At 58.0% G+C, this 21,486-nt stretch carries 18 protein-coding genes and 2 pseudogenes; 15 read left to right on the top strand and 5 right to left on the bottom strand.

The annotated features are described in order from the left end of the window. Positions 1 to 203 precede the first annotated feature (203 nt). The 7 genes from AACY52_RS02825 to AACY52_RS02795 all read left to right on the top strand — a co-directional run bounded on the left by AACY52_RS02825 (position 204) and on the right by AACY52_RS02795 (position 12,010). On the top strand, positions 204 to 2,846 hold the full coding sequence (locus tag AACY52_RS02825; RefSeq protein WP_339560231.1) for a LuxR C-terminal-related transcriptional regulator: 2,643 nt from the start codon (positions 204 to 206) through the stop codon (positions 2,844 to 2,846). 165 nt (positions 2,847 to 3,011) lie between these two features. After that, the gene (locus AACY52_RS02820; protein ID WP_339416173.1) at positions 3,012 to 5,090 is read left to right on the top strand and encodes a hydantoinase/oxoprolinase family protein; all 2,079 of its coding nucleotides are present in this window, start codon (positions 3,012 to 3,014) and stop codon (positions 5,088 to 5,090) included. A 12-nt stretch (positions 5,091 to 5,102) separates the two neighbouring features. Beyond that, the gene (locus AACY52_RS02815) at positions 5,103 to 6,761 is read left to right on the top strand and encodes a hydantoinase B/oxoprolinase family protein (RefSeq protein ID WP_339416171.1); all 1,659 of its coding nucleotides are present in this window, start codon (positions 5,103 to 5,105) and stop codon (positions 6,759 to 6,761) included. A 191-nt stretch (positions 6,762 to 6,952) separates the two neighbouring features. After that, positions 6,953 to 7,699: a hypothetical protein gene (locus tag AACY52_RS02810; RefSeq protein ID WP_339416169.1), complete on the top strand. Its 747-nt coding sequence runs from the start codon at positions 6,953 to 6,955 to the stop codon at positions 7,697 to 7,699. Positions 7,700 to 7,729: 30 nt separating this feature from the next. Continuing rightward, positions 7,730 to 8,551: an aspartate/glutamate racemase family protein gene (locus tag AACY52_RS02805; RefSeq protein ID WP_339416167.1), complete on the top strand. Its 822-nt coding sequence runs from the start codon at positions 7,730 to 7,732 to the stop codon at positions 8,549 to 8,551. A 20-nt stretch (positions 8,552 to 8,571) separates the two neighbouring features. Next, positions 8,572 to 9,930 carry an MFS transporter gene (locus AACY52_RS02800; RefSeq protein WP_339416165.1) on the top strand — a complete coding sequence of 453 codons (1,359 nt, stop codon included), beginning with the start codon at positions 8,572 to 8,574 and terminating at the stop codon, positions 9,928 to 9,930. A 151-nt stretch (positions 9,931 to 10,081) separates the two neighbouring features. Beyond that, a complete protein-coding gene (locus tag AACY52_RS02795) occupies positions 10,082 to 12,010 on the top strand; it encodes an avidin/streptavidin family protein (protein WP_339560230.1) in 1,929 nt (642 codons plus the stop codon). Positions 12,011 to 12,052: 42 nt separating this feature from the next. On the opposite strand, the pseudogene AACY52_RS02790 reads toward AACY52_RS02795, so the two are convergent. The 4 genes and pseudogenes from AACY52_RS02790 to AACY52_RS02775 form a co-directional block, all read right to left on the bottom strand. Further along, positions 12,053 to 12,166: pseudogene (locus tag AACY52_RS02790) on the bottom strand (ADP-ribosylglycohydrolase family protein); the annotation flags it as partial. 34 nt (positions 12,167 to 12,200) lie between these two features. After that, on the bottom strand, positions 12,201 to 13,208 hold the full coding sequence (locus tag AACY52_RS02785) for a GlxA family transcriptional regulator (protein WP_370467870.1): 1,008 nt from the start codon (positions 13,206 to 13,208) through the stop codon (positions 12,201 to 12,203). 312 nt (positions 13,209 to 13,520) lie between these two features. Continuing rightward, a complete protein-coding gene (locus tag AACY52_RS02780) occupies positions 13,521 to 14,129 on the bottom strand; it encodes a LysE family translocator (RefSeq protein ID WP_339416162.1) in 609 nt (202 codons plus the stop codon). Between the two features lie 265 nt (positions 14,130 to 14,394). Then, positions 14,395 to 14,541, bottom strand: coding sequence for a hypothetical protein (locus AACY52_RS02775; protein ID WP_339416160.1), 147 nt, complete (start codon positions 14,539 to 14,541; stop codon positions 14,395 to 14,397). A 259-nt stretch (positions 14,542 to 14,800) separates the two neighbouring features. On the opposite strand from AACY52_RS02775, the pseudogene AACY52_RS02770 reads away from it, so the two are divergent. The 6 genes and pseudogenes from AACY52_RS02770 to AACY52_RS02745 form a co-directional block, all read left to right on the top strand. Next, positions 14,801 to 15,176 (top strand): annotated as a pseudogene (locus tag AACY52_RS02770) (SDR family oxidoreductase); the annotation flags it as partial. A 119-nt stretch (positions 15,177 to 15,295) separates the two neighbouring features. Further along, positions 15,296 to 15,562: a hypothetical protein gene (locus AACY52_RS02765; RefSeq protein ID WP_339436395.1), complete on the top strand. Its 267-nt coding sequence runs from the start codon at positions 15,296 to 15,298 to the stop codon at positions 15,560 to 15,562. A 135-nt stretch (positions 15,563 to 15,697) separates the two neighbouring features. Further along, on the top strand, positions 15,698 to 15,883 hold the full coding sequence (locus tag AACY52_RS02760) for a hypothetical protein (protein ID WP_339416156.1): 186 nt from the start codon (positions 15,698 to 15,700) through the stop codon (positions 15,881 to 15,883). 59 nt (positions 15,884 to 15,942) lie between these two features. Beyond that, positions 15,943 to 16,266: a transposase gene (locus AACY52_RS02755; protein WP_339427545.1), complete on the top strand. Its 324-nt coding sequence runs from the start codon at positions 15,943 to 15,945 to the stop codon at positions 16,264 to 16,266. Further along, positions 16,263 to 16,598 (top strand): IS66 family insertion sequence element accessory protein TnpB, encoded by a 336-nt coding sequence (gene tnpB, locus AACY52_RS02750; RefSeq protein WP_157831304.1) that lies wholly within the window; start codon positions 16,263 to 16,265, stop codon positions 16,596 to 16,598. The genes AACY52_RS02755 and tnpB overlap by 4 nt, the downstream gene beginning before the upstream one ends. A gap of 61 nt (positions 16,599 to 16,659) precedes the next feature. After that, positions 16,660 to 18,186 carry an IS66 family transposase gene (locus tag AACY52_RS02745; RefSeq protein WP_339427546.1) on the top strand — a complete coding sequence of 509 codons (1,527 nt, stop codon included), beginning with the start codon at positions 16,660 to 16,662 and terminating at the stop codon, positions 18,184 to 18,186. 130 nt (positions 18,187 to 18,316) lie between these two features. On the opposite strand, the gene AACY52_RS02740 is transcribed toward AACY52_RS02745, so the two are convergent. Then, a complete protein-coding gene (locus AACY52_RS02740) occupies positions 18,317 to 18,934 on the bottom strand; it encodes a TetR/AcrR family transcriptional regulator (RefSeq protein WP_310190979.1) in 618 nt (205 codons plus the stop codon). Between the two features lie 115 nt (positions 18,935 to 19,049). On the opposite strand from AACY52_RS02740, the gene AACY52_RS02735 reads away from it, so the two are divergent. Beyond that, positions 19,050 to 20,264, top strand: coding sequence for an MFS transporter (locus AACY52_RS02735; RefSeq protein WP_339416147.1), 1,215 nt, complete (start codon positions 19,050 to 19,052; stop codon positions 20,262 to 20,264). Between the two features lie 36 nt (positions 20,265 to 20,300). Further along, positions 20,301 to 21,293 carry an alpha/beta hydrolase gene (locus tag AACY52_RS02730; protein WP_339416146.1) on the top strand — a complete coding sequence of 331 codons (993 nt, stop codon included), beginning with the start codon at positions 20,301 to 20,303 and terminating at the stop codon, positions 21,291 to 21,293. Positions 21,294 to 21,486: the final 193 nt, after the last annotated feature.

Raw genomic sequence — 21,486 nt, 5'->3', positions numbered from 1 at the left:
AGGGATCCTACAAGGCACGCAAGATATGTTCTATCGCTTAACTCAATCCCTCTGGAATGCGGGTTACAGGTTACAGTGGTGCAGCCCATTTATACGAACGCAAGGACCTGACTCGTACATATCTGGCTCCATAAACATCGCGTGACGATTCAGCGCGCCGCCCAGGAAAACTCAGCTGTTTAATCAGAAGCGGACCCTCCTGCATGAGACCCGCCACCGTGAAAAAACAGCTTTCTATCGCCACACTCAGCGCTTGGTGTTGGGTTGGCAAACTGACGCCACCGTTGACGCTGCTGACAGCTTTGCCTCGGCAATCACTGCTGGACGCTTTTAGTACGCGAACCAAAGGTCCGTTGGTTCTGGTGGTCGCCCCGGCCGGCTACGGCAAGACAACGTTGTTGATGCAATGGCGCCAAACCCTGCTATCAGCAACGACGTCGCCAGTCATTGCCTGGCTTTCATTGGATGAGGCCGACAGCGATCCCAATCGCTTCCTCTCCTATTTGATCCTTACGCTAGACCGTGCGGGCCTTGATCTCGGGCACCTGACGCGGCTTGCGCAAGACCAAGCGCTGGATGCCCAACCGCAACGCACGATCACCGCCCTGCTCCACGCACTTGCCAGGGAAAACAGCCAGGTCACGCTGTTCCTTGACGACTACCATGCAGCAGCCAATCCTCAACTCGACACCCTCGTACAGGCGCTGCTTGAACAGGCGACCCCCTGGCTGGAGTGGATAGTCGCTGCGCGCATCCGCCCTGGCTGGCCCTTGACTCAGTGGAAAGCCAATGGCTGGGTGCATGAAGTGTCCGCACACGCACTGATGCTAACGCAGGCAGAAACCGCAGCCATACTGGGGCCCGATATCCTCCCCGCAGAACTCACGTACTTGCATGAAAGAACGGAGGGGTGGGCGGTGGCCGTGCAGCTGGCGCGCCTGTGGCGGGCCAGTGGCGATGCTTCGCTGTACGGTCTCACCGCGTTCTCTGGACGCGTCGCCGATATCGCCGACTACCTGACTGGGCAGGTGGTGCAACGCCTGTCAGCAGAATGCCAGGCTTTTTTGCGCGACATGGCGCTGCTGGAGCGCTTCAACGCCGAAATGGCTGATGCGGTGCGTGGGCGCAGCGACAGTGCACGGTTATTGATGCAACTGACCCACCTTGACGCTCTATTGGTACCGCTGGATGCCGGCCGTCAGTGGTTTCGCCATCACCGCCTGCTTCAGGACTTTCTCAAGCAGAGCATTGATGCGAGTGCAGCACGGGATATTCACTATGGCGCAGCCCAATGGCTGGCCCAGGAAAAGGATTGGATTCAAGCGATCGTTTATGCACTGCGTGCGCGTGATACGCGGTTGGCGGTGGATCTGGTGGTTCGCGCAGGAAGCTGGCAAGTGGTGCTCTACAACGGCATCCGGTACGCCCAAAGCCTGCTGCAGCAGTTTGACGAGCGAACCCTGGGTACTGAACCGGACCTGCTACTGCTCCAGGCGTACTTGCACGCCAAGCTCGGCGAGCACGCGCTCGCCGGCCAACTCCTCGATCTTGTCCAGGGACGTGTTCAAAACGATCGACGTTTGGCGGGCGATTTCTATGTCGTTCGGACCCTCGCTTGCGCCTATGTAGACTGCTTCGAACTGCCCCACTACGATGGCATCCCAGACGATAACCTGCTGGCTACCGGCACGCTTGAATGCGTCAATGCCTTGCAGGCGTTGACCCAAGGCCAACTGGCATTGGCGCTACAGATCATTCGTTCAGCGCACATCAAGATGCGCCTGATTGCGAGCCCGCGGGGCGAGAACTATTGCCGGATCCATGAAGCACAAGTCCTGGCGTTGGCGGGCGATATTCCAGCATCAGCGCAGATGGTCGAAAACGCTTTATCGATTGCCGTCGACCAGTTCGGTAACGAAAGCTCTGTGAGGGCTTTGGTGGGGTGTCTCAAAGCACAACACCTGTATTGGCAAGGCACCTGGGCCGAAGTGATACCTTGGTTTCGCGACGGCTGGGCCTCGCTGAACCACACAGACGGTTGGCTGGATATCGCCGCGGCCACCGCCGACGTGGCATGGCGCACGGTACTGCGGTCCCAAGGCATGCAACCAGCGCTGCTTGAGTTGGAGCATGTCGCGCAACTCGCCACGGCGCGCAATTGGCAACGATTGACACGGCTGGTCAGCGCTTGGCGTGTGGACCTCTTGGTACAAGCGGGATTCCTGTCACAGGCACGCCATGAATCGCGCACCGCCCACTTGGAAAGTGCTGCAGATAGTCCCGACGATTGGCGCAATCAGGAGGCGGCGATACTGGCGCTGGCCAGGTTGCAGTTCGCCACGGGCACCTCCAGTGCGGCACTCAATCGCCTCGTGCACGGTGCTCGATCACTGCAACAGCGCGGTTTGCATTTACCTGCCTGGCGCCTGCATATAATGACTTTGGCGGCATATGGCAAAGGCCACCCGATTGAGCACAACGCGACACTCGCATCGGTCCCTGCCCAGGCATTGCCAGGCCTGTTAATGGAGGCCGGGCCATGTTTGCTGCCAGCGTTGGAAGCCAGCGCCGATCTCAATACCCGCCTCGCTGCAATCATCACCCGCCTGCGCGGTTGGCGTGCCCACCCTGTTCGTCCGCGCATGCCATTCAGCGCAAAAGAAACGCAAATCCTCTCCTTGCTTGCCGAAGGCCAATCGAATAAAGCGATTGCCCAAGGTATGGATATTTCCGAGAACACCGTGAAATTCCACCTCAAACACATATTTGCCAAGTTCGGCGTGGATAGCCGGACCGCAGCCATGGCGGCCGCATTGCGTTTGGGACTGGTAGGCCCCTCGCGTTAAGCCACCAACCTACCCACACGGGTAGTCCCTACGCTGCTTCCCCCCTCACCTACCCGCGCTGCGCGTAGCCGTCCGTGGACGGCGCGCCCTAGCCTTTCTCAACACCAGCGAGAGGCGCTCTCCTGGTCAAAAAATCATAAAAACAGCAGGAGATGCCCAGTGGGTATGGACGGCAAAACAGTGCGCGTGGCCACCGACGTCGGCGGTACTTTCACCGACCTCGTGTATTTCGAAAACGACCCAGCCACCGGAGAGCAGAGGATTCGCACCGCCAAAGTCGACACCACCCCGCCGAACTTTGCACAGGGTGTGCTTAACGTTATCCGTAAAGCCGAAATCGACCTGGGCACCGTGGACTTCCTGGCGCACGGCACCACCGTGGTGATCAATGCGCTGACCGAACGACGCGGTGTCAAGACTGGGTTGATCACTACCCAGGGCTTTCGCGATGTACTGGAAATCGCCCGGGCCAATCGTCCCGATTATTTCAATCTCAAATGGGTCAAGCCCGCGCCGTTTGTACCCCGCTATCTGCGCCGCGAAATATCCGGGCGCCTGCACACCAACGGACAGGAGCGTGAGCCTCTGGACCTCTCGCAGATCGCCGGGATCCTTGAGGCCTTCCGCGCAGACCAGGTAGAGGCTGTCGCAATCTGCCTGCTGCACGCCTACGCCAACCCCGCACACGAGCAAGCGGTACTGGCGCATGTGCGTGAGCTCTGGCCAGAAGTTTCGGTGGTGGCCTCCCATCAGATAACCCGCGAATGGCGCGAGTACGAACGCTCCAGCACCACCGTGCTGTCAGCCTACGTGCAGCCCATTGCTGCACGCTACCTCGACGACTTGGCGAGCGGGTTGCGCGAAGGTGGCTATAAGGCGCCCTTGTACATCATGCAATCCAACTGCGGTGTCGACAGTGTGGAGCACGCCAGGGATATTCCGATCACCATGGTCGAATCCGGCCCGGCCAGTGGATTCTGGGCGGCCGCCGAACTGGGACGACTGATCGACGAGCCCAATGTGCTGGGTCTGGATATTGGCGGGACCACCGCAAAATGCGCGTTGATCCGCAACGGGCAAGTGTCGATCAAGACCGATTACTGGATCGAGCGTAACCGGATCAACGCGGGGTACCCAATCATGGTGCCGGTGGTCGACCTGGTGGAAATTGGCAATGGCGGAGGCTCCATCGCCTGGGTCGACGATTTCGAGAAGTTGCACGTCGGCCCTCAATCTGCCGGCGCCATGCCGGGCCCAGCGGCCTATGGCAACGGTGGGACGCAGATCACGACGACCGATGCCAACTTGATGCTTGGGCGTATCAACCCGGAATACTTCTGCGGTGGCAATGTGGTAGCTGACCTGTCGGCAGTGGAGCAGGGCCTGAACGAGCTCTGCCAACGCCTGCAGTTACCGGTGGATGAGGTGGCGCGCGGCATCGTGCGTCTGGCCAACGACAACATGGTCAATGCGTTGAAACTGGTTTCGTTGAGCCGAGGCCACGACCCACGGGAGCTGACGTTGATGGCATTTGGCGGCGGAGGCGCGATGCATGCCGTGGCCCTGGCCCAGGAACTGGGCGTAAAGAAAGTCATCGTGCCGCGAAGCGCCTCGGTGTTCTCTGCCTGGGGCATGACCCTGTCGGACTTGCGCCGTGACCTGTTTATCAACCGCTTCGTTGAAACCGCAGACTCCAACAATCTTGACCAAGCCCAACAGTTTCTCGAAGAGCTGATGTGCGCCGCTCGCGAGCAATTCGTCACAGAAGCGATTCCCCCACAGCAGGTTGAGCTTCAAGTGCATTGCAAATTGCGCTACCAGAACCAGGAGCATTCCGTGGAGGTGTTGCTCAACCCACAAGAGCGCCTGGACGCAGACTGGGCAGCCATCGAACAACGCTTCCACAGCGTTTACGAGCAGCACTACACCTACCAACTGCAAGCCCCGCTGGAAATCATCGGCTTTCACCTGGTCGCTGCCGCCCAGATTGGCAAGTTACAACCCACGGCGCTGCCAATCACTGGTCGACTGGTCAGCGAGGCCTGTAAAGGCCTGCGGCGGGTGGACTACGCGCAGGAGGGCATCCATGAAGCGCTCCTCTACGACTACGACTTGCTTGAGCCACTGATGACCTTTTCCGGTCCGGCCATCGTCGAGGATGCCGGAACCACCGTGGTGGTACATCCCGGCAATCGCGTGCACGTGGATCGCCTTGGCAACCTGCACATCATGATCAACGGCTGAAGGAACATTGCCATGACTACGCTCGACATTTTCACCCGAGACATCATCCAGAACTCGCTCCAGGCGATCGCCGACGAGATGTTCACCTCAATGCGCAATGCCGCCATGAGCCCGGTGATCTATGAAGTGCTGGACATGGGCACCGGCATCACCGATGCCCAGGGCGAGATCGCCAGCTCCGGCGCAGGCATTCCGGCTTTTGTGGGGGTACTGGACAAAGCGGTAAAAAAGATCCTACTGCATCACCCTCTGCCCCAAGACATTGAAGACGGCGACGTTTTCATCAGCAACGACCCCCATGATGGCGCCGTGACACACCTCAACGATGTAGTGCTGGCCATGCCCGTATTTGCAGACGGCCAGTTGGTTGCCTGGACCGCCAACATCGCCCATTGGAATGATGTAGGCGGCCGAGTACCGGGATCGCTGTCCACGGACGCCACGGATATTTTCCAGGAAGGCCTGCGCCTGGCGTCGGTCAAGCTGATCAGCAAAGGCCAGCCGATCCGCTCGGTATTACAGATTTTGCGCGCCAACACACGCATGCCGGACTTCATGGAGGGTGACCTGTGGGCCGGCGTAGCGGCAGTACGTAACGGTGCGACGCGCTTGCACGAACTGAACGACAAGTACGGCTGCGCCCTGTTTTTATTGGCGATGAAAGACTTCATGGACCTGGGCGAAAAAGTGTCGCTCAAGGCACTGGCAGCATTACCCGCAGGGCAGTTCAACCTCGAAGAGCTGCAAGACGACGGCAGCGTGTTCAAGGTGCGGATAGACATCCGCGAAACCGAGCTGGTAATCGATCTGCGCGACAATCCCGACCAATGCCTGGGGCCCACAAACCTTAGCCGTGACGGAGCAGTCGTAGCGGCGCAAATGGCGTTCAAGGCGCTCACTGCACCGCAAGGAATCACCAATGGCGGCACCTTTCGCCCCCTCAGGGTACTGACCCGTCCGGGGTCATTGTTCGATGCCCAACTGCCCGCTGCCGAAGGCTTCTATTTCGAGAACCTGATTCGGGTTCACGACCTGATCCTGTGCTGCCTGGCTCAACAGTTTGCGGACCGTTTGCCCGCCGGCAATTTCGCTTCGGTGTGCGCCACGATCATTGGCGGCGTTCACCCCGACACCGGGCGCATGTTCACCCTCGTGGAACCGGAGATCGGCGGCTGGGGCGCCGAGCCTGGTCGCGATGGCAACAACGCCGTGTATTCCGGGCTGCATGGAGAAACCTACAACTGCCCCGTTGAGGTGTGCGAAGCCCGCTATGGGCTGTATGTCGAACAGCTCGCCCTGAATGACGAGCCCGGTGGGCATGGCCAGTACCGGGGCGGTCGCGGCATTTGTATCGATTATCGGATTCGCGCCGATGGCAGCTTCATGACCTGCGGCTACACCCGCTCGGTCATTCCGCCCTGGGGCCTGGAGCAAGGCGGAGACGGTACGCCCAACTATGTAGAAGTCGTCAGAAGCGATGGCGAATGCCAACGCTACAGCATGGCCAGCGGTGTCGCCTTGGATGCCGGTGATCTGGTCAGGGTGCGTACCGGTGCCGGCGGCGGTTATGGCCCCGCCCGCCAACGTGACCCTCACGCAGTGCGCGCAGACGTGAAGAACGGTTATGTCGATGCCGAAACCGCGCAATCCGTGTACGGGCTGACGATCTGACACTGACGCTCAGCCGTCCAAAACAACAACAAAAAGAGAGCGCCATCATGAAGACTCAGCACTCATCTCGTTTATGGGTAGGGCCTACGCTTGCCTTGGTTTTGGGATTCACAGCCCCGGCACAAGGCGAACAATTCATCGGTTTCGCCCAACCTGGCGAACCTGGGAAGTGGGCCCTGGAATCGTTCCCCGTGTTCACTCGTACCACAAACGGCGACGTGCGCGCAGGCAGCAACACGGTACTGGCGTACTTCTCCGAGACCGGCGTTACCGGAACACAGCGCGATCAGCTGCAGTTCTGGGTCGGTGCCGACGCCGGCTATACCGGCAGCAATGCCTCACGCAACAATGGTGCATGGGGAGTTGCCTCTCCAAACCTGGGCCTGGCCTATTACTACAACGTGGTCGAGCCCACCAGCGCGTACGGCGCTGATGATTTCACCACGTTCTGGGTCAACCCGACGCTCTCGCTGGAGTTCCCCAACGGTAACGATGAGGGGACGGGGTACGGCGCTTTTGCCAACCGATATGGCGCCAGCTTCAGCGTTGCCAACTACCTACGCGTAGGGCGCTTCGCTGCGACGTTTACGCCGATCGGTATCCACTACGCATCGCGCAACCGCCATAGCACCGACATTGGCGATGGCGATCCCGTAAACCTGCGTGGCGGTATCAGCTTCTGGATGGCGGACATCGCCGCCGGCTATTTGGTGACCGATGATTTATGGCTCGGTCTGCATCACTCCTACCACATCAACAACCGCTCGGCGTCGGACTTCAAGGAATCCCGTGAAGGCAAGATCGGCCCCGCGATGACCTACACCGGCTTCGCTAAACAAAAGTTCTACGTTTCGGCGAACCTGAACTTCGATTACTACCACAGCGACAACCTGCCCTATTCCAATAGCTTGACCATGGTCCTGGTGAAATTCTTCTAAGGCCTCTGAGCCTCTATCAAGGAATACCGTATGGACAGTTCTGACTTCAACATCGCGCCGCAAGATATGCCGGTCACCGTGCGTTGGCTCAACCCCATTGGGTGCCCGACGTTTGACGAGCCCATCGCCCATCTGTTGCACAGCATCAAGCAGCCTTCCACCCAGGTTGAAGTGGTGTCGTTTGACATGCCCTATAGCCCGACACACTTGGAGTACCGTGCTTATGAGGCTCTCACCTATGAGCGCACGGTGCGCATTGCGCGCGATTGTGCACAGGAGGGCGTGGACGCCTTGGTACTCGGGTGTTTTTACGACCCAGCACTGGAAGATGCACGGGAAATCTCCGGAGAAACGCTGGTGGTGGCGCCCTGCCAGGCGAGTTTGCAAGTGGTAGAACACCTGGCTAATCGGTTTTCGATCATTGTTGGGCGCACCAAGTGGATCGAGCAGATGCGTACCCGTGTCCAGGGTTATGGCGCGGGTGACCGGTTGGCTTCGTTAAGGCCGCTGGGGATGGGCGTGGATGAGTTCCAGCTGGATCACGTTGTGACCCGGCGCAAGATCATCGAACAGGCTCATCGTGCAGTGGAAGACGACGGTGCCGAGGCCATCATCCTGGGCTGCACCATCGAATTTGGATTTTTCGAGGAAGTGCAGCGTGAGGTCGGCGTACCGGTGATAGACCCCGTGGTAGCGGCCTTCAAAGTGGCCGAATCCATGGCCGGCATGAAACGCAGATTTGGTTGGCGACCAAGCCGTGTAGGCAGCTGTGAGCCGCCTCCTGAGGCCGAAATCCAACGCTTCGGTTTATTCCAGGGCGCTGCGCCAATCGGCAACCGTGTAAAAGCCTGACTTCGAAAAGGATAGCCACCATGAGTGATATACCCTCGACGCTCCACCCTGCCCAACCGATACCCGATGCCAGTGCGAGCACTCGCGAAGTCGGGGATGTTTTCAGGGGCTTCCCCCTGACCCGCACCCACCTGCAATGCTGCCTGGTATTGTTTTTTGTATTCGCGATTGAAGCCTGGGAGATGATGATCATCGTCTATACCGCACCACTGATTGCGGCGCAGTTTTCCCTGGACGCACTTGCCGTGGGCCACCTGATCAGCGCGATGTTCATTGGGATGCTGGTGGGGGCGCTGCCTTGGGGAAAAGTCGCCGAACGTATCGGCCGTAAGCGTGCAATTATCTGGAGCCTGGGCACTTACGGGTTGATCTCTCTGGGGAGCGCGTTTGCGCCTGACTACTCAACGCTTTATGCCCTGCGATTGCTATCCGGGGTCGCTGCAGTAGGCATGATGGTGGTGACATTTGCCCACTTCCAGGAGCTGTTACCGGTTCGCTATCGCGGTGCGTTGACAGTGTATCTCGCTTCCGGCTGGCCTATTGGAATGCTGCTGGCATTAGGCGCCACCGTGTGGCTGCTCCCCTATGGATGGCGCGCAGTTATCGTATTGAGTTCACTTGGCGGTCTGTGGGCGATTGCGGTGGCACGCTGGGTCCCGGAGTCACCCTATTGGCTGGCCTCTATGAATCGGCAGGCTGACGCTAGGGCAACGATCAATACGCTGAGCCGTGGCAGGGTGCAAATTCCCGAAGACCAGACGTTGCAAGTAGACCGTAGCGTGTCAGGCCACCAACGGGAGTTGTTCCGCCGCCCACTGCTCAAAGTCAGCCTCCTGCAGATTACCGTCAACTTCACGTTTTCCTGGGGGTATTGGGGCTTACAGACCTGGCTGCCCACGTTACTCCAGCAGCGCGGGTTGAGCCTGCCTCAGAGCTACGGTTTTATTGCACTGTCTGCACTGTGCATGATTCCGGGGTATATGGCCGCGTCGTACCTGACGAGACGGTTGGGACGTAAAAAAATCATCGTCGGCTTTATCGGCGCATCAGTACTGGCCGGTTACGGCTTCGCTAATGCCCATACGCTGGAGATGCTCTACCTGAGCAACTTTGCCCTGGCATTTTTCAGCCTGGGGGCTTGGGGCGTGTGGGGCGCCTGGATCGGCGAATTGTACCCCACGCCACTTCGAACAGTGGGTTACGGATGGGCCATTTTCGCGCAACGGGTGGCAAACGTACTGGCACCTTCGCTGATCGGAGCGCTGATTGCCTACGGGTCATCGTTCAACCTGACGACCACCATCATTAATGCATTCCTGATGGTGACGGTAATACTCGTCGTGTTCATTCCCGAAACCGAGGGCGAAGCGTTGCGTTGAAGCTGGCGTGCCCGATCGTCAAATCCGACCGCTCTCATCGGCTACCACTGGCAGTCACCGACAGGAAAGCCAGGATGAATATGAAGTCGCAAACTGCAGGGCTCCCGCACTTTTCCAGTAGCCCTGCATTCCCCTCAAGGATGGAGTCTTCATGAACAGTGAACCACTACAGAACACCCTGGTGTTCCCCATACAACGGGGGCCCTTTCAGAACAATGGGGCATCGCCCTGGTATTGCACAATCAAACTGGGTACCCCTGCTCAATCGCTCAAGTTCTCCCTCGACTCAGGCACAAATATGAGCTGGGTCACCTCAACGCTTTGTTCCACCGACCAATGCAAGCATTTTGCAGGTGGCCGTTTTGACATCCAGGCTTCCAGCACCTTTGCTTTTACCGATTGCCTGCGTCGACCTTACAGTTTTGGGCCATGGGGCACGATGCAGGTGGAGTCAGCGTCGGACGTGCTCACCCTACCTAACGACGCGCACTTTAACAGCCAACTGTTTCTGGCAGCGGCTTACGAAGGTAACCAATTCAAGCAGTTGAACTGGGATGGTGGCTTAGGCCTTCCGTGCAGCAGCGCCTATGTGGAGGGTCGCAGCTCATTTGTGCTCCAGACGTTGATGCGCGAAGGTCAACTCGACCCTGCCCACCCCTTCGTTGCGTTTGATTGGGATGCCCAGAGGAGAAGCGGCGACTGTCGAATGGGCGCTGTCGACTCATCTAAAGCCCAGGGTCCGCATCTGTTCTTGCCTTGGTCCGTCTATAGCGCATTGCCCGGAGTGGAATACATCTGGTCAACCGAGTTGAAGTCATATTCAGTCGGTTCAGAACACCTGCGCTCCAATATCAAGTTTGCCCTCGACTCTGGCTCATCGCAGTTCAAAGGTGACTCTGCGCTCATGCGCGAAACACTGGCCCGTATCTCCCACAGCAACCAGCCTGACATCCTGTTGGAATTTGCAGACGGCCAAATGACCCTGGGCAGCGAACTCTATGAATGCCTGATCGAAGCGGGTCCACAACAAGGCCACATACTCCCTCAGTTCGCTCCATTGGGCCTGACTGACCTGGTAGTGGTGGGATCGGTGGTCATGGATTACTGCTACACCGTCTATGAGTATCAAGTGGTGAAATGCAGCCGCGAGGTTTACTCGCTGGCCCCAGTGGGGATCTGGCTATTCAATCGTCCTGATGGTCCGCAGATCATCACGCGGTCTTCGTCGAAGCCTTTTGCGCCTGATGCAAGAGCGCTGCTGAATGGAAAACTCACCCTGCCGGGCCCGGCTAGCGAAACATTCACAGTTGCCGGAACCTGGCGGAACGACTATGGCTCGGTAATGACCCTGCAAGTTTCGGGGCGGCAGGTCACAGGCACCTATCGATCATCGACCGGTTCAACGGGTGAGTACTCGATCACTGGATGCGTATCGGGCACGGGTGCAACCCGCACTACAAACCAGCCACTGGCATTGGCCATTGAATGGCATGACCTTGGTGACGAAACAAAGGATCCCAGTTGGAACTGGGCCTCGGGCTTAAGTGGCCAACTGAGTGTGACGGAGAAAGGCAACGTGCTCACATTGAACCACGTGTTAGTCGCGACCAGCGACTTTCCGGAGCTGGCACGCCAGGGCAGCTATATCGACAAGTTGGTGTATACGCGGGCTGAACAGCAAGTGCAGACCAGGCCGAGTACGCGCATCGAACCCTTTCCCGTCAAAAATACCCTGGCAGGCCATTGGGTCACAGCCGATGGGACCTCCTTAGTGTTGAGTGTGTACAGCGACAGCAAGCAACGCTTTGGTATCGTCCGGGGCTCTTTCAAATGTCAGGAGACCAGCGCCGAGGTCGCCGGGTTTACTGATATCAATACGCTGAAGTGCAAACTCTCGCTCCAATCCGTGAGCCTTACCGCCACCCTTACTCGGGACAATACGGTCTGTACGCTCTGCGGAACCTTGGATTTGATGGCTGACACGTTGAGCTTGTTGGTACTGACCAGCTCAGCCGTTGCCCCTGCGCATGCTTACCTGGCGACACAAATTTCATCTTTACGTCTTTTGCGGACCGCTTAGGCGCATGATGTCAGGAAAGCAGGCGCACCGGCTGTTGTGGCGAGTGAGCGGCGTGAATGTGCCGCGCGGAATGAATTCAACGGTAGTGCCCACTGCATCACCGCACGCCAGGCCCAGCAAGCTGCCGCGGTAACGGTCCAAACGTGTAAGAGACATAGCTCTTCCTTGAAAAAAGGAGTCAGGCGTAACTCTACTTGACCAACCGCTTCTCCTTGGAGGGGCGATATCCGAAATACGAGCTATAGCACTTGCTGAAATGGCTCGGTGAGACAAACCCGCACGCCACCAGCACCTCCACTTGAGACAACTCGGTGTGTTGCAGCAACCGGCGCGCTTCGGTGACACGCAGTTCCATGTAGTAACGCTGCGGCGTGGTGCCCAGTTGTTCCTTGAACAACCGCTCAAGCTGGCGGCGGGAGCGGCCGGCGTAGACGGCCAACTGGTCGAGTTCCAGGGGCTCTTCGAGGTTGGCGTCCATGAGTTTTACGACTTCACGCAAGGGCGCGCTGACGCTGACGTTTTCGGTGGGTTTGATACGCCGGTAGCGGGATTCTTCGAAGGCCAGGATGTCTTCGATACCTTCGACCAGGGCTTTGTCGTGCAGGCCCTTGATCCAGTCCAGCGCCATATGGAAGGCGCCGGAAGGGCTTGACGCGGTGAGGCGGTCGCGGTCGATCACGTAGGGTTCGCTGGTGACGTGGGCAGCCTTGGACACTTCCGCCAGGGCCGGGCGATGTTCGGGGTGAATGGCGCAACGATAGCCTTGCAGCAGGCCGGCGCGACCGAGGAACCAGGCGCCGTTCCACAGGCCGGCGAGGCCGACGCCGTGTTCGGCAGCGCTGCGCAGCAGGTGGATGAAGTCTTCGCTCGCCTTGAGTTCAGTGCGAAAACCGCCGCAGATCACCAGCAACGCCAGGTCTTGCAGGGCCGCCATGTCGAGACGTGCGTCGGGGCGGATCACCAGGCCCAGGTCGCTGTTGACTTCGCCAGCGTCCCAGCCGAAGGTGCGCGAAGCGAATAATTCCGGACGCAGCAGGTTGGCGGTGACGAGGGTGTCGAGGGTCTGGGTGAATGCCGGCAGGGAAAAGTGCTCAAGCAGCAAGAAGCCGACACGGGTCACCGACGCTGGCTGCCGGGTTTCATTGAGGTAGCGCAGGTTCTTGCCTTTCATGCCTCCGCTGAATTGACGTCTTTCCATCGAGGGTTGGCCCACTCTTATTGTTGATGCAGTGGGTGTCATCTTAAGGGGAAACGCGATGGCTGTCTCAGGCACTGATCTTGAGAAAACCGCAAACGCTCAAAGCCCGTGGCAGAACAGGGGGCGAGCCATCTGATACGGTTTTTTCTTTGCTATCTGCGCCTGTATTGAAGTGCGGGTGAGGCGGACAATGGCCCCATTCCCAACCCACTCTTCGGAGGCCTTATGGCCAAGATGGCACTTTTCCTGTTCGGCTTTTTGGTGTTGACCATCGGCATTGGCTTGCTGGCGACCATCTCGCCGGTCTGACACTCAGCCGGCAAACAGCATCGGGTACAGCGACAACACCAGCAAGCCGGCCATCGACCCGTTGAACAGTCTTAGCCAGCGCGGCTCACGCAATACACTGCGCAAGCCGCTGCCACAGCCGACCCACACGCACACGCTGGGCAAGTTGACCACAGCGAACACCAGCGCAATCACCAGCACATTGGTGACATAGCCTTCAGCCGGCGTATAGGTGGTGATGGCCCCGAGCGCCATGATCCAGGCCTTGGGGTTCACCCACTGGAACGCCGCCGCGCCGAGGAAAGTCATGGGCTTGCCCTGCTCATCGTTGCTGTCGGATAGGCCGCCCGCCGTCGCGATTTTCCACGCCAGGTACAGCAGGTACGCCGCGCCCACGTAGCGCAACAGCGTATAAGCCGATGGAAACACCTTGAACACTTCGCCCAAGCCAAGGCCCACCGCGATCACCAGCACCATGAACCCGATGCTGATCCCCAACGCATGGGGCATCGACCGACGGAACCCGAAATTCACGCCCGAGGCGAGCAACATGGTGTTATTGGGCCCTGGCGTGATCGAAGACACGAAGGCGAACAGCACGAACGCTGACAACAGACTGGTAGACATGTACATGATGCGGCATCCAACGGGGGTGTGCCTGCGACATTAAAGAGTTATGGCGCACCCTGCCCCGTACAGCAACGGCACGATTGAGGCATACACTTTTTTGCCAACGTTTTCACAAACCTTTCACAGATGACCCCCTATGGTGGACCCAGCTCCTAATGAACATCCTTTTAGCCCGCGCGCCCCACGCGGGCTTTTCTTTGCCTGGGGTTTATCGCAGGCAAAAAAACAGGCAAGCCATTGTTCATGACTTGCCTGCGGCGCTAATGATTTAACGCGGGCCTGGGCCACCGCCCTGACCATGTCCGCCACCGTGACCACCGCCGCCACCACCCGGCGGCATGAATATCCAGCAGCCCGACAAGCTCGACAACAGCGCGACGACAACAGCCGCCTTGGTTAGACACTTCAACTTCATGAGATCACTCTCTTACTTGACGAGATTAACTTCTCGTTTGATAGGACAGTGCAAGAGGAAGTGCGTCACGGCTATCGTGTAACCTGATGGTAGGGTTTGTATGCGTGACGGTACAACGTGGCGTCACGTCATGAGTAACAACCGACTTCCGTCTGGCCACTGTGTTGCTTAACATGGCGCACGCCTTTTCCTATTGTGTTACTCATTCTCTTCGCCGCCCTCTTGCACGCAAGCTGGAATGCGCTGTTGCGCGCAGTAAGCCGTCAAACGCATGTCGTTTCGTCGCATCGTCAAAGGCGGCAGTGTGATCAACGTATCCTCGGGCGCCGCCCGCCTCGGCAGCCCGAATGAGTATGTGGACTACGCAGCGTCAAAAGGCGCCCTGGAGACGTTCACCATCGGGCTGGCTGTCCAAGGAAGTCGCGCGCGAAGGCATACACATCAACTGCGTACGCCCGGGGCACATCTACACAGAAATGCACGCCTGCGGCGGAGAACCTGGCCGCGTCGATCGCGTGAAGGACAGCATCCCGATGGGCCGTGGAGGAGAGCCCGAAGAGGTGGCGCGGGCCGTGCTGTGGTTGGCCGGTGCAGAGGCGTCGTTTATTACTTGGACGTTTCTGGATGTGACTGGGGCAAGTGACCTCTTTACACATGCTTGGTGTGGAAGACACATTGCCTCGTCGAGCACACGAACTTGGCATAAATCGGGATGAACGCCATGGGTTTTGAACTGAAGCAGCTGGAGGGCTGAGTGGACGACTTGATACAAGGGCTCGATGGTCCCAGGACTGCCGAGCAGGAATTGTTTTACGACCTGGAAGATGCGGCGGCAGTTATTGGCTGGTCAGTGGTTGAGTTGACCGCTATGGCGGCCAGCGGCAGGACGCCAGATGAGGCCGTGACGCTGATGAAAATATGCGCACTGCTGGCGGCGCAACAGGAAAAAATTGGCGCCTATTCGAATGAGGCCAAAGACAAGAGGATCGTCAGGACTGACGATAGCCCGATGCAGTTGTGACCATAGGGGGACTGTCCACGTTTCGCTATCCAACCACAGAAACATCGCTCAACTTTTTAGCGCTCTTCTCATTTTGCAGGTGCCATCGCCCATGGGCTACTTGACCTCTTCTCAATAGCCTTTAAAGAGGTCGCCATGTTCGACAGCAGCTGTTACTCCGTATTACAACCGATAACCCGCTTCCTGCAAAAAGCCTGTGTCGTCGCCCTGCTGATCGTTCCAATGGCCGCTTTCGCCATCGTGGGCGGCGCGGATGCGCAGGATGGGCGCTATCCGTTTAGTAAGCGCCCGGCGAAGTCACCTACCAATCCCCTGCAATAAGGGCGATGTTCTCCACTTAAAAATACGTGGACACCATTGCCCTAATCATCAGGATCGCCATGCGCCAAAGAACCTCTTACCCCAAACCCCTTAAAGCCCAGATCGTCCAGGAATGCCTGCAACCCGGCGTGTCGCTAGCCAGCGTAGCCCAGCGCCACGGCATCAACGCCAACTTGGTTCGAAAGTGGTTACCTGTTTATCGTGATTGCCAGGCGCTGGCGTTGCCCGCTTTCGTTCCGATCAAACTACCATCCCTACCACTGCCCGATCAGCAAATGTTCGTCACCATCGAGGTGCCTTTCGGCCAGCAGAACCTCACCGTGAAGTGGCCATCTACAGACCCTGTGGGGTGTGCCCGTTTTATCCGTGAGCTTGCTCAATGATCCGCATCGACGCCATTTGGCTCGCTACTGAGCCCATGGATATGCGCGCCGGTACCGAGACTGCTTTGGCCAGAGTCATTACGGTATTTGGTGCGGCGAAGCCGCACTGCGCTTATTTGTTTGCCAATCGACGGGCCAACCGGATGAAAGTGCTGGTACACGACGGGATTGGGGTTTGGTTAGCAGCTCGGCGGTTGAATCAAGGCAAATTTCACTGGCCAGGCACTCGACAAGGTAGCGAGCTGGAACTGGATACTGAACAACTTCAAGCCTTGGTGCTTGGTCTGCCGTGGCAGCGCGTTGGGGCTGGCGGTGCAATCACGATCCTTTAAAAAGTGTAATTGGCGTCTGAGCCTGCTGCCGTAGGCGGTCTGCTTTGGTAAAATCCACGGCATGACTTCCTTGCCCAACCTTGACCAAATGACCCCCGACCAACTGCGCGCGCTCGCTGCGCAGTTGATGTCGAAGGTCGACACCATGGGCAGAAAGATCCATCGCGATCAAACCATCATCGAACAGCTGACTCACGAGATCGCGATCCTCAAGCGGCACAGGTTTGCCAAGCGCAGCGAGCAGATCAGCCCTGAGCAAGGCAGCTTGCTCGACGATCTGCTTAACACTGATCTTGAGGCTATCGACGCTGAGCTGACGGCACTCCAGCCGGCTCCGGCTCCAAAAGAGGTGCGCCAAAAACCAAAGCGCGCACCGCTGCCGCAGCAGTTTCCACGTACCGTCATTCATCACGAACCAGAAAACACCCAGTGCACTTGCGGTTGCCAGCTCCAGCGCATCGGCGAAGACGTCAGCGAGAAGCTCGATTACACGCCGGGCGTGTTCACCGTCGAGCAACACGTACGTGGGAAATGGGCCTGCCGCCGGTGTGAAACGCTGATCCAGGCACCGGTACCGGCCCAAGTGATCGACAAGGGCATCCCGACCGCAGGTCTGCTGGCTCATGTGATGGTGGCGAAGTTCGCTGATCATTTGCCGCTGTATCGGCAGGAGAAAATGTTCGGCCGCGCCGGTTTGGCGATACCGCGCTCCACACTGGCTCAATGGGTTGGGCAAACCGGTGTACAGCTTCAGCCGCTGGTTGATGCCTTGCGAGAAGCCGTTCTGGCGCAGCAAGTTGTCCACGCCGATGAGACGCCGGTGCAAATGCTTGCGCCCGGACAGAAGAAAACGCACCGAGCTTATGTATGGGCTTACTGCACCACACCGTTTTCAGCGCTAAAGGCTGTGGTCTATGACTTCAGTCCGAGCCGCGCCGGTGAGCATGCGCGAAACTTCCTCGGCTCATGGAACGGCAAGCTGGTGTGCGATGACTTTGCTGGCTACAAAGCCGGATTCGAGAAGGGCATGACCGAAATTGGCTGCATGGCCCACGCTCGCCGTAAGTTTTTCGATCTGCACGCAGCGAATAAAAGCCAGTTGGCAGAACAAGCACTGCACTCGATTGGTGGCTTGTACGAAGTTGAGCGCCAAGCGCGAGACATGAGTGACGAGGATCGCTGGCGAATACGACAAGAAAAAGCAGCACCATTGGCCAAAGCACTGCACGAATGGATGTTGACCCAGCGCGATCTTGTGCCCAACGGATCAGCGACGGCGAAAGCCTTTGATTACAGTCTTAAACGCTGGATAGCGCTGACGCGCTATCTGGAGGATGGGGCTGTGCCCATAGACAATAATTCGGTCGAGAATCAGATCCGGCCGTGGGCACTGGGGCGTTCCAACTGGTTGTTTGCAGGGTCGCTTCGCAGTGGGAAACGCGCGGCGGCGATCATGAGTCTGATTCAGTCTGCACGTATGAATGGGCATGATCCGTATGCATATCTCAAGGATGTGCTGACGCGGTTGCCGACGCAGCGGGCGAGTGAAATCGATCAGTTGCTGCCGCATACGTGGCAATCGGATTAATCGCGCAAGACTCATACATTGGGTTGGCCAGGAAGGCGTGCGGGTGTAGAGAGAAACCAGGCAATAGCCGGACGACGCCAGCGAGGCCGGCGTCATGACTTCAGGAGTTAAAGCCTCGTGCGTGGAAGTCTCAGGAAGATTCTTCAGGTATATCCTTGGCGCTGCCTATTATTTTGCCGAGGCCTACCGCGGCGGTCTCCACAACTGCATTCAGCCTCTCTTCCTCCCAACCCTCCTTCGCCGCAGCCGACAGGCCAAGCATGGTCACGGAGACATAGTCTACGACGTGGCTAGCAGCGGAGATGCCAGATGCTTCGAGAAACGCCATCACTTTTGCACGATTCTCGTCTGCGATTTGCTTAGCAGCTATTCCCGACTCAGTGGCTCCGGCCTTCGCATGCTCCAGAATAAAACAACCTCGGCGGTTCGGATGAGCGGCGTATGCATGTGCCGCAGCCCTAAGCATGTCCCTAAGTACAGTCTGCGGTGATTTGTCTGGGATCAAAAAGGTGTCGAGTGGCACAACAGTCGCGGAGTAATGCCTCAAAGCATCGTTGAAAAACGCACCCTTGCTGCCGAAGGCCGTATAGAAGCTCGGCGGCGTGATCCCAATCGCTTCGGTCAGCGATGCGACGCTGACATTCTCATAGCCATGCTCGTGGAACAGATGCAGCCCGACCTGGATGGCGTCCTCAAGGACAAATTGACGCGGTCGCCCGCGGGATCTCTTATTTACGTTAATGACCATTACAGAAACCGTTTACTTTGGGGTTTGTGAATACTATAGTGACTACTAACGTAAATATCCACGTCGTCAGGTGGCGCTCTACACGGCAGCCCGTACGCCAATCGCAAGGAAAATCATGCAGCCCTCCCCATCACAGAGTCTGTCCGATGAGGCTCCTACCACGATCTCCGGACTACCCATCGCGGCACTGGCTGGCCTAGCGGCCGCTGGCTTTCTATGCATCGTCACCGAGACATTACCCGCCGGTTTGTTGCCCAGCATCGCCTCTGGACTTCAGATCACTGAGGCTATTGCGGGGCAGCTTGTCGCTGTTTACGCACTTGGATCGCTGTTGGCTGCAATCCCACTCACGAGTCTCACGCAAGGCTTGCGCCGCAGGCCTGTCCTGCTTGCAACGATCATCTGCTTTGTTATCGGCAACACGTTGACCGCGATGGCTGAGTCAATCGGTGTCGTGCTGATCGCACGGTTCATAGCAGGATGTGCGGCAGGTTTAGCGTGGGGAATACTTGCAGGCTACGCACGTAGCATCGTACGTCCCGAACAGACAGGGGCGGCAATGGCGGTCGCGATGGTGGGTGTGCCCCTGGCGCTGTCGCTGGGTGTGCCGTTGGGGACGTTCCTGGGAAGCCTGGTGGGGTGGCGCGGATCGTTTCTGATTCTATCGGCACTTGCTGTCATGTTGATCGGTTGGATCATCGTGAAAGTCCCCGATGCTCCTGGCCGAACAGGCAACAACCGTCCCTCGCTCACTGGCGTCATCAGAACGAAGGGCGTCATACCGATCCTGCTTGTCATCCTGGCCTGGATGACTGCCCACAACATTCTCTACACCTACATCGCGCCGTTCTCAACAGCGTCGCAGTCGCGGGTCGATCTAGTCCTGCTGGCGTTCGGAATCAGTTCGCTTGTTGGCATATGGGTAGTCGGGCGTTGGGTTGACCGGATGCTCCGTCTGATGGTGCTTGCAGCGATCGGCTCATTCGCTTTAACCGCTGCGTTCTTGAGTATCGCTGGAGAACACAGTATCGCGGTCTATCTGGGCGCCGTTGTCTGGGGACTGGGTTTTGGTGGAGCGGGCGCCATGATGCAGACTGCATCAGCTGATGCCGCCGGCGATGGCGTGGACTTGGCCCAGGCAATGGTAACCACTGCGTGGAACCTGGCGATCGCGGCTGGCGGAGCTGTTGGCGGAGCGCTCCTCACTCAAGGTGGTACGTCCACGCTGCCGCCCACTGTGGCCATCCTCGCATTCCTCGCTTTTGTAATAGCACTAGCAGCACGGCGCTACGCCTTTCCTCCCGGTAGTCGCGCTCAACAAAATCGCTGATTGCCCAATCATTTATCGTCCCACCAGGTGAAAAACATGAAGCTCCATGCAATTGCACTAGCCGTTGCTGCGCTCGCTATGGGTGCAACTCAGGCCCACGCAACACAGATCAATCCTGCGCTGCCTCCAGCTGTCAGCGCCACACAGGCGGAGTTTCCGATACCCGAAGGTTTTACCAGCGCCTACGAAACTGTTGACGGTGTGAAGCTGCATTTCGTAAGTGGCGGCAAAGGCCCCCTAGTGCTGCTTGTCCACGGCTTCGGCCAGACATGGTATGAGTGGAATAACCTCATGCCGCAACTCGCGGAACGCTATACGGTCGTAGCAGTCGATCTACCAGGTCTTGGCCTGTCAGCGCCGCCGCAGACTACCTTCACTGGCGTGGATATCTCTGAGTATCTCCACAAGCTAGCCAAGCGGATTAGTGCGAACAAGCCCTTCTATCTCGTCGCCCACGACATTGGTATCTGGAATAGCTATCCAATGGTGGCCCGCCATCCAGAAGATATTGTGAAGGCCGCTTTCATCGAAGCGACAATTCCTGACGACACGCTCTATTCGCTGCCAGCCTTTGTCGCGACCGGAGAAGCACCGGGATGGCACCACAGTTTCTTCGCAGCCTCAGGTCAGTTGGCTGACGCAATGGTCAAAGGAAACGAGCGGTTGTTCCTGACGCATTTCATTCGTCACCATGCCAGTAACCAAGCGGTGTTCACTGATGAACTGGTAGACCGTTACGTGCGGTCATACTCTAAGCCCCAGACCTTCCACCACGCGTTTGAATACTATCGCGCGCTGCCACAATCGATCGCGCAGAACGAGAAGTTGGTAGCGACCAAATTAACACTGCCTGTCCTCGCGGTTGGCGGTGGTGGTAATGGCGGATTCGGGGCCCAGCAGCCCGAAAACATCCGCCGCTACGCCACCAACGTTGAATCGCACGTTTTGCCAGGTTGCGGCCACTGGGTTCCAGAGGAGTGTGCATCAGCGCTCAACCCATTGATCTCTTCCTTCCTGGCTCGGCCCTGAGAGAAGATGTCGCAGTTTCCGGTAGTGTAAAAGGGATGGATCGTGTCGGCACGCTTCCGGACACCGCGGCAACCTGATTTCTGCGCGCAGACTCTGACGTGGCTGTCGTTTATGACACTGTAAGCGATGGCCGATCTCAGAGATTATCTGGGGATCTAGCTGCGACGACGGCGGTTGAAATGATTCCATGAAT

Origin of the sequence: Pseudomonas sp. EA_65y_Pfl1_P113 (genome assembly GCF_963970525.1) — a bacterium.
Classification (GTDB): domain Bacteria; phylum Pseudomonadota; class Gammaproteobacteria; order Pseudomonadales; family Pseudomonadaceae; genus Aquipseudomonas; species Aquipseudomonas tritici.
The sequence above is the reverse complement of the archived record's forward strand: the minus strand, read 5'-3'. Positions and strand labels throughout refer to the sequence as shown.

Bases quoted from the DNA above. Each gene is read 5' to 3' on its own strand.
- AACY52_RS02825 (WP_339560231.1), top strand. From the start codon at position 204: ATGAGACCCGCCACCGTGAAAAAACAGCTTTCTATCGCCACACTCAGC.
- AACY52_RS02820 (WP_339416173.1), top strand. From the start codon at position 3,012: ATGGACGGCAAAACAGTGCGCGTGGCCACCGACGTCGGCGGTACTTTC.
- AACY52_RS02815 (WP_339416171.1), top strand. From the start codon at position 5,103: ATGACTACGCTCGACATTTTCACCCGAGACATCATCCAGAACTCGCTC.
- AACY52_RS02805 (WP_339416167.1), top strand. From the start codon at position 7,730: ATGGACAGTTCTGACTTCAACATCGCGCCGCAAGATATGCCGGTCACC.
- AACY52_RS02800 (WP_339416165.1), top strand. From the start codon at position 8,572: ATGAGTGATATACCCTCGACGCTCCACCCTGCCCAACCGATACCCGAT.
- AACY52_RS02795 (WP_339560230.1), top strand. From the start codon at position 10,082: ATGAACAGTGAACCACTACAGAACACCCTGGTGTTCCCCATACAACGG.
- AACY52_RS02785 (WP_370467870.1), bottom strand. From the start codon at position 13,208: ATGGAAAGACGTCAATTCAGCGGAGGCATGAAAGGCAAGAACCTGCGC.
- AACY52_RS02780 (WP_339416162.1), bottom strand. From the start codon at position 14,129: ATGTACATGTCTACCAGTCTGTTGTCAGCGTTCGTGCTGTTCGCCTTC.
- AACY52_RS02775 (WP_339416160.1), bottom strand. From the start codon at position 14,541: ATGAAGTTGAAGTGTCTAACCAAGGCGGCTGTTGTCGTCGCGCTGTTG.
- AACY52_RS02760 (WP_339416156.1), top strand. From the start codon at position 15,698: ATGTTCGACAGCAGCTGTTACTCCGTATTACAACCGATAACCCGCTTC.
- AACY52_RS02755 (WP_339427545.1), top strand. From the start codon at position 15,943: ATGCGCCAAAGAACCTCTTACCCCAAACCCCTTAAAGCCCAGATCGTC.
- tnpB (WP_157831304.1), top strand. From the start codon at position 16,263: ATGATCCGCATCGACGCCATTTGGCTCGCTACTGAGCCCATGGATATG.
- AACY52_RS02745 (WP_339427546.1), top strand. From the start codon at position 16,660: ATGACTTCCTTGCCCAACCTTGACCAAATGACCCCCGACCAACTGCGC.
- AACY52_RS02740 (WP_310190979.1), bottom strand. From the start codon at position 18,934: ATGGTCATTAACGTAAATAAGAGATCCCGCGGGCGACCGCGTCAATTT.
- AACY52_RS02735 (WP_339416147.1), top strand. From the start codon at position 19,050: ATGCAGCCCTCCCCATCACAGAGTCTGTCCGATGAGGCTCCTACCACG.
- AACY52_RS02730 (WP_339416146.1), top strand. From the start codon at position 20,301: ATGAAGCTCCATGCAATTGCACTAGCCGTTGCTGCGCTCGCTATGGGT.